Source organism: Pedobacter sp., from assembly GCF_046462515.1.
Classification (GTDB): Bacteria; Bacteroidota; Bacteroidia; order Sphingobacteriales; family Sphingobacteriaceae; genus Pedobacter.
In genome coordinates this window covers 334,623-350,130 of record NZ_JBKGVD010000006.1, presented here as the reverse complement: position 1 = coordinate 350,130, position 15,508 = coordinate 334,623, and the positions used below count along the sequence as shown (strand labels likewise).

The following is a 15,508-nucleotide window of genomic DNA, read 5'->3' as shown; positions in this document are numbered from 1 at the left end:
TGCTTAATTGTTAAACGGTTACTTCTTTATTAATTAATGTGCTAAATTCTGCTAAAGTCATTGAACCTAAATCTCCTTCGCCATGTTTACGAACCGAAACCTTACCTTCTTCCATCTCTTTTTCCCCTATAATTAACATATAAGGTAGTTTTTTAACTTCAGCATCTCTGATTTTTCTTCCAATTTTCTCATCACGGAAGTCAATCAGACCGCGAATATCGGAATTATTTAGCTCTTCTGAAACTTTTTTTGCATATTCTTCATATTTTTCTGAGATAGGAAGAATAATATATTGTTCAGGAGACAACCATAATGGGAAATTACCTGCACAATGTTCTATCAGTACAGCAACAAAGCGTTCCATAGAACCAAAAGGTGCTCTGTGTATCATTACAGGCCTGTGTTTTTGATTATCGCTGCCAGTATATTCAAGTTCAAAACGTTCAGGTAAATTATAGTCAACCTGAATAGTTCCCAGCTGCCATTTTCTACCCAGTGCATCACGAACCATAAAATCTAATTTAGGGCCGTAAAACGCTGCTTCGCCATACTCCACTACTGTAGGTAAGCCCTTCTCTTCTGCTGATTCGATAATAGCTTGCTCTGCCAATCTCCAGTTCTCATCAGAACCGATGTATTTCGATTTGTTTTCAGGATCTCTTAATGAAATCTGTGCAACATATTCTGTAAATCCCAGAGCACCGAAAACATGCAGTACAAGATCTATTACTTTCTTAAATTCTTCCTTTACCTGATCAGGGCGGCAGAATAAATGCGCATCGTCTTGAGTAAAGCCACGTACACGGGTTAAACCATGCAGCTCACCACTTTGTTCATAACGATATACAGTGCCAAATTCGGCAAAACGAACCGGTAGGTCTTTATATGAACGCGGTTTAAATTTATACAATTCGCAATGGTGCGGACAATTCATTGGTTTTAAAAGGAATTCCTCTCCTTCTTGCGGTGTTTTTATGGGTTGAAAACTGTCTTTACCATATTTCTCATAATGACCAGAAGTAATGTATAAGTTTTTGTGGCCAATATGTGGTGTAATTACTTGTTCGTAACCTGTTCTTTGCTGGGCTTTAGTTAAAAATTGCACCAAACGCTCACGCAAAGCAGTTCCTTTAGGTAACCACATCGGTAAACCCATACCTACTTTTTCAGAAAAAGTAAATAGCTCCAGTTCTTTACCTAATTTACGGTGATCACGCTTCTTAGCCTCTTCAATCATATGAAGATATTCAGTAAGCTCACTGGCTTTAGGGAAAGTAACACCATAAATACGGGTTAATTGTTTTTTGGTTTCATCGCCACGCCAGTAAGCTCCAGCAACGTTCATCAACTTTATAGCTTTGATAAAACCCGTATTAGGAATATGTGGCCCACGGCACAGATCAGTAAAATTTCCTTGTGTATAGAAAGTAATCTGACCATCCTGTAAACCATCTATCAGATCTAATTTATATTCATCACCTTTTTCAGTAAAATACTTTATTGCATCGGCCTTACTTACATTTTCACGCTCAAAAACCTCTTTTTGTTTGGCCAGTTCAAGCATTTTATCTTCAATCTGCTTAAAATCATCAGAAGAAAATTCGCGATCGCCAAAATCTACATCGTAATAAAAACCTGTTTCGATAGCCGGGCCAATACCAAATTTGGTGCCCGGATAAAGTGCTTCCAAAGCCTCAGCCATTAAGTGAGCTGATGAATGCCAAAAAGTAGATTTTCCTTGTGGGTCATTCCAGGTCAATAATTTAACCGCTGAGTCGGTTTCTATTGGACGTGAACTATCCCAAACTTCTCCGTTCACTTCTGCTGCCAATACATTTCTTGCTAAGCCTTCTGAGATTGATAAGGCAATCTGATGGGCATTTGTACCCTTTTCATACTGACGTACCGAGCCGTCAGGTAAAGTAATATTAATCATCTACAACTATGATTTAAAGTTTGAATAAATTGTTTTGCAAAATCACTTACGTGTGTGATTTATTTTTTTGCAAAGATAACAATTAGATTCCTAATTATAAGACCAATTTTGCAGGCAAATGAGTTTTATTTACGATTTAGAACAGCCTTGATTTCATCATAATCCAATTGCTGGTTAGGCTCTATGAGAATGCCTTTTACATCTGCCCCATTCGCTGCTTCAACATCACGGGGTTTATCACCTATCATTACAGACTGCTTCGGGTCTATATCAAACATATCAATAGCATCTAAAATCATCCCCGATTTAGGTTTACGACATTTACATTCTCCTCCTACGGTTGGGTGGTGTTTGCAGTAATAAAAAGCGGTAATATCAGCTCCCTGTTTTACATAAGTTTGCTTTAAGATCTGGTGCATCATGGCCAGTTCTTCTTCTGTATATCTTTTTAACGCCAGCCCGCCTTGATTGGTAATAACAATAAGCAGGTAATCCTCATCAAAAAAACGTTTCAGTACGGGTATCTGATAAGTGAGCACTTCAAAATCATCAACTTTACAGATATAATCGCCGATCTCCTTATTTAAAACACCGTCGCGATCTAAAAATATAGCTTTGTTAGTCATTTTCTTCAAAAGCACAAATGTACTATTTAGACCTTAATTTAAACGGTTTTTTTTAGCCTTAATTAGCTATATAAATTGCTAAATTCTAATTTCAAGATGTTTATTTTGTTACTGATTTACTGAATGTTATCATTTAGCTATTCCATAATTGCTCAATATTTGTAATTTTATTTCCCTAAAACCTTTCTTAAATGAGTTCCGAAGATTTTAAACCTTTTGTTCCGGCCGAACATAAAATGGCTGAGTTTACCATAAAATCTATTTTATTAGGTTGTATTGCAGGCATTATTTTTGGCGCTGCAACCGTTTACCTAGCCTTGAAAGCCGGATTAACAGTTTCTGCTTCTATTCCTATTGCTGTTTTAGCCATAACCTTAGGTAAACGTTTTTTTAAGACTACCATCTTAGAAAATAACATTATTCAGACTACGGGCTCGGCAGGCGAATCCATTGCTGCCGGTGTAGTTTTTACTCTTCCGGGATTTTTATTTCTAAGTGTAAGTGAAAGTGGTCAAAGTACGGGCGATGCTTTCTTTAATTACATGACTATCCTTATCTTGGCTATTTTAGGAGGGGCTTTAGGTACCTTAATGATGATACCTTTGCGTAAATCGCTCATAGTCAAAGAACACAAAAACCTGCCATATCCAGAAGGCACAGCCTGCGCATCGGTATTAGAAGCTGGCGAAAAAGGTGGAAGCTTTGCCAAAACAGCTTTTTGGGGTCTGGGCTTTTCTTTAGTTTATGCTTTATTGCAAAAAGTTTTCCATTTAATAGCTGAGGCGCCAACATGGGCAACCAGGCAGGCCAATAAATTCCTGCCTTCGGCACAAGTAAGTGGTGAGATTACACCTGAATATTTAGGCGTGGGCTACATCATAGGCCCTAAAATTGCAGGTGTATTAGTTGCTGGTGGCGTATTGGCATGGCTGGGTATTATCCCTTTATTAGCTACTTTGATAGATCCTGTTATTGCAGCCAAACAATTGGTTAAATTAGGTATGCTCGCCGATATCACTAAACCGGGTGGCGTAGGTGGCTGGGATCCGGTTACGCATACTTTTGCAGATTATCCTAGAGCCATTTATCAGGCTTTTGTGAAACAAATTGGCGCGGGTGCCGTTGCCGCAGGTGGTTTTATTACTTTGTTAAAAACCATTCCTACTATTGTTTCTTCATTTAAAGACAGCTTAGGTTCCATTAAAAATAAAAATGAGCAAACTACAATTAAACGTACCGAGCGTGACCTTTCTTTAAAGGTAGTGGCCTTAGGAAGTTTAGCCCTGATCATTTTAATGGCTATTTTACCTCAGATACCAGGCGACAGTATTGTAAACAAACTGATTATTGGTCTTTTGGTTATTGTTTTTGGTGCGTTCTTCGTTACTGTTTCAAGTCGTATTGTAGGTTTAATTGGTTCGAGCAATAACCCCATTTCAGGTATGACCATAGCTACTATTATGGGAACCTGTCTGGTATTTATTGCTGTTGGATGGACAGGAAAAATATATGAGCCTATGGCTTTGGTTGTAGGTGGCATGATCTGTATTGCTGCTGCCAATGCCGGAGCTACATCTCAAGATTTAAAAACCGGGTATATTGTAGGTGCCACGCCTAAATATCAGCAGTTGGCTTTGTTTATTGGAGCCATTGTTTCTTCCATTGTAATTGGCGTAACGGTAAGGATTTTAGACACCCCTACTACTGAAATGCTTAACCAGGGCATTACTCACGCTATAGGCACAGAAAAATATGCTGCCCCACAAGCTACTTTAATGGCTACTTTAATTAAAGGCATGCTTTCTTTTAACTTAGACTGGCAATATGTATTGGTCGGTGTTTTTATTGCTATTACTATAGAACTTTGTGGCATTAACGCTTTGTCATTTGCTGTTGGTGCCTACCTCCCTTTATCTACTACACTTCCTATTTTTGCCGGTGGTGCTGTTAAGGGAATTGTAAACTGGAGAGAGAAGAAAAAAAACAAATCTGCCGAAGAAGAAGAAATTGCGCCTGGTAATTTATTTGCCACGGGTCTAGTGGCGGGAGGTGCTATTGCAGGAGTTATAGTGGCTATTTTAACCGTTATTCCTTCTGTAAACGATAATTTAGGTAAGGTAAATACAGAAACTATCCTTACTCAAACTTTGGGAGATAACGGTTACCAGTTGCTGGGTGTTCTCTTCTTTCTGTTCATGGCTTTTGTCTTGTACAGGATTAGCATGAAAAAACAGGAAGAGTTATAAATATATAGGCTATTATATACTAAACATTCAAAAGGTACAGTAATTATACTGTGCCTTTTTTATTGTTATAAATGCTACACCTATACATAACTGTGATGCTGGGTTTATTCTGGTATCTTTAAATCAATTTGCTCCGCAGCTACTTCGTAATCAGGGTAACGTAAATGAATGTGATAATAGAATTCCTACCGTCATGCTGAACTGGTTTCAGCATCTATTAAGAATAACAGAAAATCCCAAACCAAGTTCGGAATGATATAAGAGGCTTAAAACAAAGTAATACCCGCATTCCACCCTATCCAACCTTTATGGCCTTTTATATTTTTACTGTTAGCAGGTTCAATTTGTTGCTTATAACCCGTAGGGCTTACATAATTTGCAGGAGCATCACTTATATAATAATTGGCCACAGGCCCGCCATATATGCTCAATCCTTTAAAAATGCGCAATTGCAGATTAAGCTGAAATTTATTTAAAATATTGGCATAGTCCCAACGTCCTAAATAAAGGTGTTGCGCACTTAATTCTGTTGCTACTGAAAATAGTTTTCCTCCAAAAAAATCATGGCCAAAACCTAAACCAAAGGTTTCTATATTTTCGTCTTTAACAAAATTCTTTCCTAACATGAATATTGTATACAAATTGGCATTACCACTTTTAAAAGCCACATTAGCATTGACCAATTCATTTGCTGAAATACTAATTTTATGGTACCCATGTTTAACAAAATTAAACAAGCCTAAACTAACCCCTAATGAAGAATCAGCAGCATTGACCAGTCCAATCTGTAAGCCTTTATTTGATCTGGCATAGTTAAATACAGCCGCGATCTGTATTCCTCGCATTTTTCCCGAAACGATATTACTCAGAGCAGATATCTGTATGCCCCTTACATTTTTGCTTACAATATTGCCCAAACCTGTAATCTGTATCCCCTCCAGATCATTGGTTATGATATTGCCCATTGCTGATATCTGTACTGCCTTTGCTGAACGCCTTACATAATTTAAACCTGATACCTGTACACCTTCCATATTCCGCTGCACATTGTTAAAAGCGCCAGATATCTGAACACCTTTAACATCTTGTCCGTTTACGTTTAATGCGCCAGCTACCTGTACACCTTTAGTCAAACCTCCTACCACGTTAAACGCACCTGCCACCTGTACATACTGTACATTTCCTTTGTCAAGATTAAAAACTCCCGCTATCTCCATACCATCAACTCCGGCTGTATAACCACCTACAAGATTTAACGAAAATTTATTGACTACACTTGTACTCATTTTACCCTGTGAGCTCAAACCCGGTGTTAAAGAGGCCTGTACAGGCATATTGGCTAAAAAATTGGGTATGTTAATATTTTGAATACGTTGCTTTGAAGAAGTAAACCAACGTCCTATTCTAAAGTTATCCAGCATATCCGAGAAAAGGGTTCCTTTTTCTTTATCGGGATCGTCATAGCCCTGAGGTTTTACATCTATACTGGATAAAAATACAAGAGATGTATCTCTATAATTTTCTTTGCTTGCTGTAAGTATAATAGCTTTATGCTCTCCCTTAAATTTGAGGTTAAACGTACCTTCTTCATCTGTAAGTGCCGATTGCAATAAGCGTTTTTCATAAACACTTACATTTTTTACTCTTTTACCTGTCTGTATATCTACCACATAACCTGTAATGGCATAAAGATTTTCTGCCGTAACAATACTTTCTGCCTCAATAGAAAACCGATTTGCAGCATACCTTAGAATAATATATTCCTCGTTTTCTTTATAAGCTACTTTGCCATCAAAAAGCTGATCTAATACATCCCGAACAGGTATATTCTTTACATTGAGGTTAACGATACTATCTTGTTTAAACAAAGCTCCATTATAAGCAAAATAAAATTTCCCTGCATTGCTTATTTTTTGCAATACATCGCTTATACGGTTAGATTTAAGGTCCAGGGTTACTCTTTTAGCTAGATTGCTCTGGTTGTAATTTACAGCGGTTTGCGCCTGTGCTAAAAAACAGATAAAAAATAAAGTTAAAATGAATAGTAGTCTGGTTCTCATTTACGTTTTTTAGACAACAGAATCTGGTTTTGGTTACGTTCCATTTGCAGATCTAAAGCTTCACATATGTTATTCAGGTTTTTATCAAGGTTATTGAACGGAAGAGTGGTATATATCCTTAACGCTTTAACATCATCCGCAGGTACAATTTGCACACCATAAGCTTCATTAAGTATATTTACCAATCTGTAAAGCGGTGTATTACGGGCTACAAAAAGTTGTGTACGGTAATAATTGTACAATTCATCCTCATTAGCCCGTTTTACAAGCTGCGCTTGACTATCGGCACTTATCATTACCCGCTCCCCTTTTATCAAACTGATCTCACTATTGTTTCTTTTAACCTTAACTACGCCACTTTCTACAATTATTTCAATATGATCAGTATTTCGTTTGATATTAAAGGAGGTTCCTACCACCATTACATTTACCTGATCCATTGCAATGGTAAACGGATGCTTGCGGTCATGTGCCACATCAAAAAACACTTCTCCTTTTAATAACAATACTTTTCGGTTTTGCTTAAAATCATTTGCATAGCTTAACGTAGTGTTTTTGTTTAGCACCAGCTGTGAGCCATCTGGTAATACTTTGTTTACAACCAAGGCCTTACTTGAAACTTCTGTATAAGCGTTACCTAACAAACTGTAAACTAACCATACACCAGCCACGATAAAAAACGTTGCAGCTATGCTCAACCATTTAAAATTGCCGTTGCTGCGTTTTGCTTTTAATTGAACGGATTGTATATTTTCTTCTTTTTGCGCTACTCTTGTTTTAAATTTTTGCCAGGCCAACTCTTCATTTACAGAAGACTGAGTTGCCAAACCAGCACTCTCATTCCAGATCTGTTCAAGCTGCTTAAAATATTTTTCATTTTCTCCATCAGCACTAATCCAGTCCTGTACTTCGGCATTTTCTTTTTCAGAGGTTTCTTTAAGCAGAAACTTTATCAATAATTCGTCATTCATATCGTTTTGCTTAATTTAAATAATCATGATAATTTCCTAATCCCAATAACAACAGCACCATAAAATCAACCAGTTTTGAACGTAGAATTTTAAGTGCTTTACTCATCTGGTTTTCTACTGTTTTAACTGAAATATTTAGTTGTTCAGCTATTTCTTTATATTTTAACTCTTCGAAACGGCTTAACTGAAATATAGTGCGACATTGCTCAGGCAGCTCATTTAATGCTTTTTTCAATTGGTTTTGCAATTCCGAAAGCTCTATTTTATGTGATGCAGAAAGGCTGTGCGTATCCATGGTATGTACTGTAAAATCCTGGTATTTTACTTTAACTTTTTCATGTTTCAAAAAGTTAAGGCTATCGTTATAGATACACCTGTACAAGTATGCTTTTACAGAATTCTGGGTTTCTAAAAGATATCGTTTTTCCCATAGTTTTAAGAACATGGATTGTACAATTTCTTCGGCAGTTTCTTCGTCTTTTAGTATCATATGCGCATAAGCATGCAAGGCCTTATAGTTGGCTTTAAATAATTGCTCAAATGCGCTATCGTTATATGTTCCTGTAGTGGTATTCACATTAATTACGGGTTCAAATATATAGGTTTGCGAACTTTAGTTAGCCTGTGCTATGTTAATTCTTTTTAATATTTCATGTCCATTATCGCTATCCACCGTAAACAAATCTATATATTGAACTCTGGGAAACATAAAAGTATTTTTTTCTACTTTAACAAAAACACGTTTCAGCAACAAGTCTTTTCCTTCTTCTTTAATGTAAAGTTTATGCTGCAAATCTTCTTTAGACTTGAGTAGGTACATGGGTAATTTTTTATATGATACTAACCTTACTTCATAGGCATCGTTGCCTATATATTTGCATTGTACACCATAGGCCAGTTTCTTTTCTATATTGGTCAGATCCTTGTAAATCCCGTTTTCCTCGTATCTGATCCACGAAGCTTTTATAGGAAATTTAGTATCTAAGGTTCCATATTGGTTGTAGTTAAGCTGGTAAACTACCGTATTGGCATCGGGTGTACGCTGCAGAAAGAATAACAGATTTTTCAATTTAGGTTCGGGTAGTTTATCCTGTGCAAAAGCACATTGTCCTATGATCAAAAGGGTAAGCACAACTATGGTGGCATACAAATAATTTAATTTATGTGTTTTGCTACTTAGCTTCCCCACTTCTGAGGATTTATAACGATATATTTTTGTTGGGCTTGCAAACAGGAAAAACAAGACTTCTCTTAAACTGTTACTTTGTCTGATATCTTTAACAATGTCTCGATATTCATGAAAATTAAGTACAAAAGGGTTGCCTTTCTCGGCAAGGGGTGTGGTAAGTCCATATCTGGGTTTTTCTTCTTCGTATTGAAATGTGCCAAACCAATGATCCCAAATCATAAACGTAGCACCGAAATTCTTATCTATATATTTTTCCTGGCTACCATGATGTACACGGTGATTAGACGGTGTGCCCAAATACTTTTCAATAAACGGATGGAGCTTACCTATAGTTTCTGTATGCACCCAAAACTGATACAATGTACTTAACTGGCTCACTAATAAAAATATAATAGGATGAAAGCCACATAAAGCTACCGGAATAAAGAAAACGATTTTTACATGTTGTACCCAGCTTTGCCTGAAAGCAACAGTAAGGTTATAATGTTCGGCAGAATGGTGTACCACATGTGATGCCCAGAAAAAACGGTTAAAATGCGATATACGGTGCGACCAGTAGCTGCAAAAATCGTAAATGATAAAACATGGAATAAGGCTTAACCAGCTAAAATGTATACGCCAGGGCAATAAATTGTACAACCATACTGCCCCCATTAACAAAGCTGATTTCAGCAGTAAATTAACGATTAAGTTTCCTAAACCAACAAATAATGAGCCTTTTAATTCTTGCGCATGAAAATCTTCATGTTTAAATATTTTTGACAGTACAAACTCAAGTAGGGTAAATACAACAACCAAAGGTAGCGCATAAACCATGAGATTGGGAACGTTATTCTGCATATGATACAGTTCGTCTATCGCAAGCTTTTCGGCTCCAAAAACAGAACCTAAAACCGGCCAATTAAGCTGAGCAGTCATAAATCTATTATTAATGTTTAAAATCTGATTACTTTTCCGCTACCACTGATGTATTGCTCAATAAGCGGATTTCCGGCATAATATATTTTCCCGCTGCCACTGATACGGGCTTTCAATTTTTCTTCTACTTGTATGAAGGCATTACCACTTCCAGATATAGTTACATCCGCATACTTTACATTTAGCTTCTTAAAATCTGCTTTACCTGATCCCGAGATTTCTATGTCAACTTCTTGGGCATTGAGAGAGTGGTTTAACAGCACATCTCCTGATCCACTTATATTTACATTTAGAAAGGGTAAAGCGTAAAAACCATCTTCTATTTCAACTTTTCCACTGCCGCTTAATAAAATTCTATTAAAAGTTGGCATGGTAATCACTACTTCAATATCATCATGCCTGATATTAGCGTACTCCGCAAAACCTATATTGAGTTTATTGTTTACTACACGCGTAGTGAAATAAGGAACGATGTTAGCTGATCCTTTTACGCTTATATTATATGATCTTCCGTATCTGATCTGCACAGGTGTATTTCCACCTGAACTGATACCTGTAAACTGACCTACATTTCTATCTTCTGTAATCACGCGCCCATTTGCGGTGATGAGTTCTTTTTTACATGAGGTAAAGGTTAAAATCAAACTTAATGCCAGTACTATATTTAGATATAATGTTCTTTTCATATGTTTATATTTATGTGTTAAAAATTCTTTTAAAAAACCACTTGTAAACCAGCTTGATATCCTATGTATAAAGTTTGTCTATGATCAGACCAGCGACTGTTCCAGGTATGGAGAACGTTTCTGTTGCCTTCGGGATGAAGCAATAAACCTTCCGTACTGTTCGTTGAAACAAAATTCAAAGAAGGTCCTGCAAAAATTTCAAATAATTTAGTAACCTTAAGTGCTGGAAGTATTCTCAGAGCACTTTTGATATACTCTCCTTTTTCAAAACTTTCTAACATCCCCTGCACCAGCTCTGTATTTAACCTGAAATGCTTTGACTGGAAAAAATGTGCGCCTAAACCAGCTTCAAAGGCATAGACTTCTTCTTTATTTTTAAAATTATAGCCCACACCTATAATACCATACAGATATTTTCCGCCCGACCTGAACGTTAGCATAGACGTTTGGTCATCATCAATGGTTGCAGCTATGCTTTTCTCTCCATTTTTAACCAGATTGATGATACCTATCGGGAAGTCGCTGTTTTCAGCAATATTGATAAACCCTGCAGCTTGTATGCCTTTTACGTTCTTTGCAACGTTGATAAAACCGGCAAACTGGTTACCTTCTACATTTTTGGAGACATTAATAAAACCAGCAAACTGACTGCCTTTCAGATCTTTTACCGTATTGATAAAGCCTGCAAACTGTGCTCCGGTTACATTATTTTGGGCTACATTGGCAAAACCTGCAAACTGTACACCTTTTGCTGAACGGTAAGTGTTCAAAAAACCGGCGAATAAAGCACCGTCTGCTTCAGTTCCGATATGATTTGAAAAGCCTGCAAATTGTGCGCCTTTGGTATAATGACGGACTACATTAGATAAGCCCGCAAAAGAGCTGCCTTTTTCTGCCGAGGAAACACCTGCTATTAAATTAAGGGAAAGGTTGTTGGTATCTAAAGGGGCATGGGTTCCGTTTGTGCTTAAAGGATATACCAACCCAATATTGGCCTTAAATATTTTGGTTTCTTGTGCGCTTACATTTTTAACAATGCCTGCAAACGATAAGATAAATACCGCTGCTGCTTTAAGGCATTGTTTTGACATTTGTGTGTAGTATGATTTCTTCATCTTGTATCTTATTTAAATACAAGACAACAAAGTGTACACCTACCCCTACGTCCCCTGAAAAATATTTTAACTTTTTCGATTAAAACAAAAAGGGACTATGTAATACATAATCCCTTTTATATTTTCTTTTATCAAGAATTATCTGCTATAATTTGGTGCTTCTTTGGTAATGGTAATATCATGTGGATGACTCTCACGCATACCGGCTGCAGTAATCTGTACAAACTGGGCTTCTTGTAGTTTTTCTATAGATGCAGCCCCTACATAACCCATACTTGCACGTAAACCACCTATATACTGGTACATTACCTCTGCTAAAGTTCCTTTATATGGTACACGACCTACAATACCTTCTGGTACAAGTTTCTTAATATCATCCTCTACATCCTGAAAATAACGGTCTTTAGAACCTTGTTCCATAGCTTCAATAGAACCCATGCCACGATATGATTTGAATTTACGTCCTTCGTAAATGATGGTTTCACCCGGACTTTCTTCTACTCCTGCAAATAAAGAACCTGCCATAACAGTACTTGCACCAGCTGCAATGGCCTTAGCTATATCACCAGTATGCTTGATACCACCATCGGCAATTACAGGGATACCCGTACCTTTTAAAGCTTTTGCACATTCGTAAACAGCATATAACTGCGGTACACCCACTCCGGCAATAATACGTGTGGTACAAATAGAGCCCGGCCCAATACCTACTTTTACGGCATCGGCTCCTGCATCTGCTAAAGCTTTTGCAGCAGCACCTGTGGCTATGTTTCCAGCTATCACCTGTAAATCAGGATATTTAGTTTTTACTTCTTTTAATTTGTCGATAACACCTTTTGAATGTCCGTGTGCAGTATCAATAGCTATGACATCTACACCTGCTTTTACCAATGCATCTACACGTTGCATAGTATCTGCAGTTACACCTACGGCAGCACCTACGCGTAAACGTCCCATTTCATCTTTACAGGCTGTTGGGTAATGTTTAACTTTCTGTATGTCTTTAAAGGTAATCAATCCATTAAGTGCACCATCTTTGGTTACTACCGGAAGTTTTTCAATTTTATGATTTTGTAAAATTTCTTCGGCTTCTTTTAGCGTTGTACCTACCGGTGCGGTAATCAGATTATCTTTTGTCATGATTTGCGCAATAGGCTTTTGCATATCTTTCTGGAAACGCAAATCTCTGTTGGTGATGATACCTACCAATTTATTATCTGCATTTACTACAGGAATACCACCAATTTTATGTTCTTTCATGATCTGAAAAGCATCAGCAACAACTGATGTTTCCAATAAAGTTACCGGATCTTGTATCATACCGCTTTCAGAACGTTTTACTTTACGTACTTCTTCGGCCTGTCTTTCTATAGACATGTTCTTATGCAACATACCTAAACCACCATTTTGCGCAATGGCAATAGCCAGTTCTGCTTCTGTAACCGTATCCATGGCCGCAGAAACCAATGGCACATTAAGTTTTATTTTCTTGGTTAAATAAGTGCTGGTGTTAACTTCACGAGGCAGAATTTCTGAATACGCAGGTACCAAAAGTACGTCATCGTATGTTAAACCTAAAGCAAGAAATTTGTGGGGATCAAGTTGCATAGCAAATAAATTAAGATTTATTATTTGCCGGGCAAATATACGGAGTTAGCATTTTAAATTAAAATTAAATTTGTTGATTTTTTGTAAATCAACAATACTGCTCAATTCAAAAAGCCATCACAAAACAACTAAAGGTTTATGAAAAATAGAATGTAAAACTCTCAATATGTTAACAGAAAAAACATTCTCAAGTGCTAACTTAGTTGCTCATTAAACAAAACATAACGTGAAAAAATTAGTTTTATCCCTTATTTTATGTAGTGTTGCCTATTTAACATTTGCACAAAACTTTAAATATGCACATGTTACAGATACGCACGTAGGCACAACTACAGGCGAAGAAGACCTGCGCAGAACAGTTGCTGATATTAATCAACAAAATGACATCAATTTTGTGATTATAACCGGCGATATTACTGAGATGGGAACAGATGAAGAACTTAAATTAGCTAAAACTATTCTTGCCGACCTGAACAAACCTTATTATATCATCCCGGGCAACCATGATACAGGCTGGTCTGAATCTGGTGGTGTATCTTTTATTAAAAATTTTGGGTACGATAAATTTACCTTCGACTATAATGGATATCGTTTCATAGCTTGTGCATCAGGCCCCTATGTAAGAATGAGTGACGGGCATATACCTCGTGATGCAACAGTATGGTTAGATAATTTATTAAAAAAAACACCTAAAACCATGCCTCTAATCTTTGTAAACCATTATCCTGTTGATAACAGTTTGGATAATTGGTATGAAATAACAGATCGATTAAAAAAATACAATATACAATATGCTATTTGTGGGCATGGCCACCAAAATAAAGCTTACGATTTTGAGGGCATACCTGCTACAATGGGTCGCTCTAACCTAAGAGCTAATGATGCGGTTGGAGGTTATAACATTGTAACAATGGCTAAAGATTCTGTTTTCTTTGCTACCAAAAAGCCTGCAGGAGAGTTAGCACCTACATGGCGTAAAATTGCTTTAAAACCATTTATTGATAATGGAAAAACATACGATAGGCCAAGTTATGCCATTAACCAGTCCTATCCCCAAACTAAAGCGGCATGGACATACCATAGCAATGCCAATGTAGTAAATACACCTACTTATACAAATAATCTGGTTATTTTTGGTAACAGTTTAGGATATGTAGAAGCATTGAACAGAAATAATGGCAAACTGGTATGGACTTTCAAAACCAAAGGTGCCATTTATTCCTCTCCTGCGGTTAGTGAAAATTTAGTTGTATTGGGTTCTGGAGATGGCAATATTTATGCGCTGAACACTGTGAATGGCAAACAGATTTGGAAAATTACTGCCCAAAAATCTGTTCTGGGCTCTCCTGTAATTCATGAGGGTAAAGTTTACATTGGGGCAAGCGACAATACTTTTCAATGCTTGGATCTTAAAACAGGCAAAAGCATCTGGAAATTTAGCGAAGTAGAAGGAACAATTGTTGGTAAACCACTCATTTACCAGAGCAAGATTATTTTTGGATCATGGGGACGTTATTTATATGCTTTAGACCTAAAAACAGGCAGTTTAGAATGGAAATGGACCAATGGCAGCGCCAATCGCATGTTCTCTCCTGCCATGTGCACTCCGGTAGCAGCTAAAGGCACTGTATATATTGCAGCTCCAGATCGTGTATTAACTGCTATCAATGCCAATAACGGTGAAACCTTATGGCGCAATAAAGAGGCTACTGTACGTGAGTCAATCGGTTTATCTGCCGATAGTGCATTAGTATATGGCAAAACCATGAATGATTACATTGTTGCCTACAAGACATCAGATACAGATAATGGAATAGCCGAAAAAATCAATGTAGGGTATGGTTATGAGCATACGCCTTCTGATCTGATAGAAAAAGATGGCATCCTCTTTTTTGGCACAAAAAATGGAATTATATATGCAATTAATCCTAAAACCAAAGAAACCATATGGGCGCATAAAATTGACAACGCCATGGTTAACAGCTTTAAAGTGATTGATAAAAATACCGTACTGGCAAGTACAATGGATGGTATAGTAACCTTATTAAAGGTTAAATAATAGACACCTCCTTTTCAAGCAGAAGAATTATATAGAAATTATATATATTGAGGTTTTAATAGATTCTAAAACATCTAATGAAAAAAGTATTATT

Annotated in this window: 11 protein-coding genes; 2 read left to right on the top strand and 9 right to left on the bottom strand. The window is 36.9% G+C overall.

The window, feature by feature from the left end; all coding sequences use genetic code 11:
- Nucleotides 1-10: 10 nt before the first annotated feature.
- Together thrS and ACLHG9_RS07285 are read right to left on the bottom strand one after the other, a co-directional pair.
- Complete coding sequence (thrS, locus tag ACLHG9_RS07290) at nucleotides 11-1,936, bottom strand: threonine--tRNA ligase (protein WP_410220839.1); 1,926 nt, start codon at nucleotides 1,934-1,936, stop codon at nucleotides 11-13.
- Nucleotides 1,937-2,061: 125 nt separating this feature from the next.
- Nucleotides 2,062-2,562, bottom strand: a complete 501-nt coding sequence (locus ACLHG9_RS07285; protein ID WP_410220838.1) for a D-glycero-alpha-D-manno-heptose-1,7-bisphosphate 7-phosphatase — start codon at nucleotides 2,560-2,562, stop codon at nucleotides 2,062-2,064.
- Between the two features lie 191 nt (nucleotides 2,563-2,753).
- Between ACLHG9_RS07285 and ACLHG9_RS07280 the strand changes: the two genes are divergently transcribed.
- Nucleotides 2,754-4,808, top strand: a complete 2,055-nt coding sequence (locus ACLHG9_RS07280) for an OPT family oligopeptide transporter (RefSeq protein ID WP_410220837.1) — start codon at nucleotides 2,754-2,756, stop codon at nucleotides 4,806-4,808.
- Between the two features lie 266 nt (nucleotides 4,809-5,074).
- Here the strand turns inward: ACLHG9_RS07280 and ACLHG9_RS07275 are convergent, their stop codons facing one another.
- The 7 genes from ACLHG9_RS07275 to guaB form a co-directional block, all read right to left on the bottom strand.
- The gene (locus tag ACLHG9_RS07275; protein ID WP_410220836.1) at nucleotides 5,075-6,868 is read right to left on the bottom strand and encodes an STN domain-containing protein; all 1,794 of its coding nucleotides are present in this window, start codon (nucleotides 6,866-6,868) and stop codon (nucleotides 5,075-5,077) included.
- On the bottom strand, nucleotides 6,865-7,839 hold the full coding sequence (locus tag ACLHG9_RS07270) for a FecR family protein (RefSeq protein ID WP_410220835.1): 975 nt from the start codon (nucleotides 7,837-7,839) through the stop codon (nucleotides 6,865-6,867). The genes ACLHG9_RS07275 and ACLHG9_RS07270 overlap by 4 nt, the downstream gene beginning before the upstream one ends.
- A 10-nt stretch (nucleotides 7,840-7,849) precedes the next feature.
- On the bottom strand, nucleotides 7,850-8,416 hold the full coding sequence (locus ACLHG9_RS07265; protein ID WP_410220834.1) for an RNA polymerase sigma-70 factor: 567 nt from the start codon (nucleotides 8,414-8,416) through the stop codon (nucleotides 7,850-7,852).
- Between the two features lie 36 nt (nucleotides 8,417-8,452).
- Entirely contained in the window at nucleotides 8,453-9,946 is a 1,494-nt protein-coding gene (locus ACLHG9_RS07260) for a DUF4833 domain-containing protein (RefSeq protein ID WP_410220833.1), read from the bottom strand.
- A gap of 17 nt (nucleotides 9,947-9,963) precedes the next feature.
- Nucleotides 9,964-10,632, bottom strand: a complete 669-nt coding sequence (locus ACLHG9_RS07255; RefSeq protein WP_410220832.1) for a GIN domain-containing protein — start codon at nucleotides 10,630-10,632, stop codon at nucleotides 9,964-9,966.
- A 29-nt stretch (nucleotides 10,633-10,661) separates the two neighbouring features.
- Nucleotides 10,662-11,747: a hypothetical protein gene (locus tag ACLHG9_RS07250; RefSeq protein ID WP_410220831.1), complete on the bottom strand. Its 1,086-nt coding sequence runs from the start codon at nucleotides 11,745-11,747 to the stop codon at nucleotides 10,662-10,664.
- A 138-nt stretch (nucleotides 11,748-11,885) separates the two neighbouring features.
- Complete coding sequence (guaB, locus tag ACLHG9_RS07245) at nucleotides 11,886-13,355, bottom strand: IMP dehydrogenase (protein ID WP_410220830.1); 1,470 nt, start codon at nucleotides 13,353-13,355, stop codon at nucleotides 11,886-11,888.
- A gap of 226 nt (nucleotides 13,356-13,581) precedes the next feature.
- On the opposite strand from guaB, the gene ACLHG9_RS07240 reads away from it, so the two are divergent.
- Entirely contained in the window at nucleotides 13,582-15,414 is a 1,833-nt protein-coding gene (locus tag ACLHG9_RS07240) for a PQQ-binding-like beta-propeller repeat protein (protein WP_410220829.1), read from the top strand.
- The last annotated feature ends 94 nt before the right edge of the window (nucleotides 15,415-15,508 follow it).

Coding starts and splice junctions, on each gene's coding strand:
- ACLHG9_RS07255 (WP_410220832.1), bottom strand. CDS start 10,632: ATGAAAAGAACATTATATCTAAATATAGTACTGGCATTAAGTTTGATT.
- ACLHG9_RS07285 (WP_410220838.1), bottom strand. CDS start 2,562: ATGACTAACAAAGCTATATTTTTAGATCGCGACGGTGTTTTAAATAAG.
- ACLHG9_RS07275 (WP_410220836.1), bottom strand. CDS start 6,868: ATGAGAACCAGACTACTATTCATTTTAACTTTATTTTTTATCTGTTTT.
- guaB (WP_410220830.1), bottom strand. CDS start 13,355: ATGCAACTTGATCCCCACAAATTTCTTGCTTTAGGTTTAACATACGAT.
- ACLHG9_RS07260 (WP_410220833.1), bottom strand. CDS start 9,946: ATGACTGCTCAGCTTAATTGGCCGGTTTTAGGTTCTGTTTTTGGAGCC.
- thrS (WP_410220839.1), bottom strand. CDS start 1,936: ATGATTAATATTACTTTACCTGACGGCTCGGTACGTCAGTATGAAAAG.
- ACLHG9_RS07250 (WP_410220831.1), bottom strand. CDS start 11,747: ATGAAGAAATCATACTACACACAAATGTCAAAACAATGCCTTAAAGCA.
- ACLHG9_RS07280 (WP_410220837.1), top strand. CDS start 2,754: ATGAGTTCCGAAGATTTTAAACCTTTTGTTCCGGCCGAACATAAAATG.
- ACLHG9_RS07270 (WP_410220835.1), bottom strand. CDS start 7,839: ATGAATGACGAATTATTGATAAAGTTTCTGCTTAAAGAAACCTCTGAA.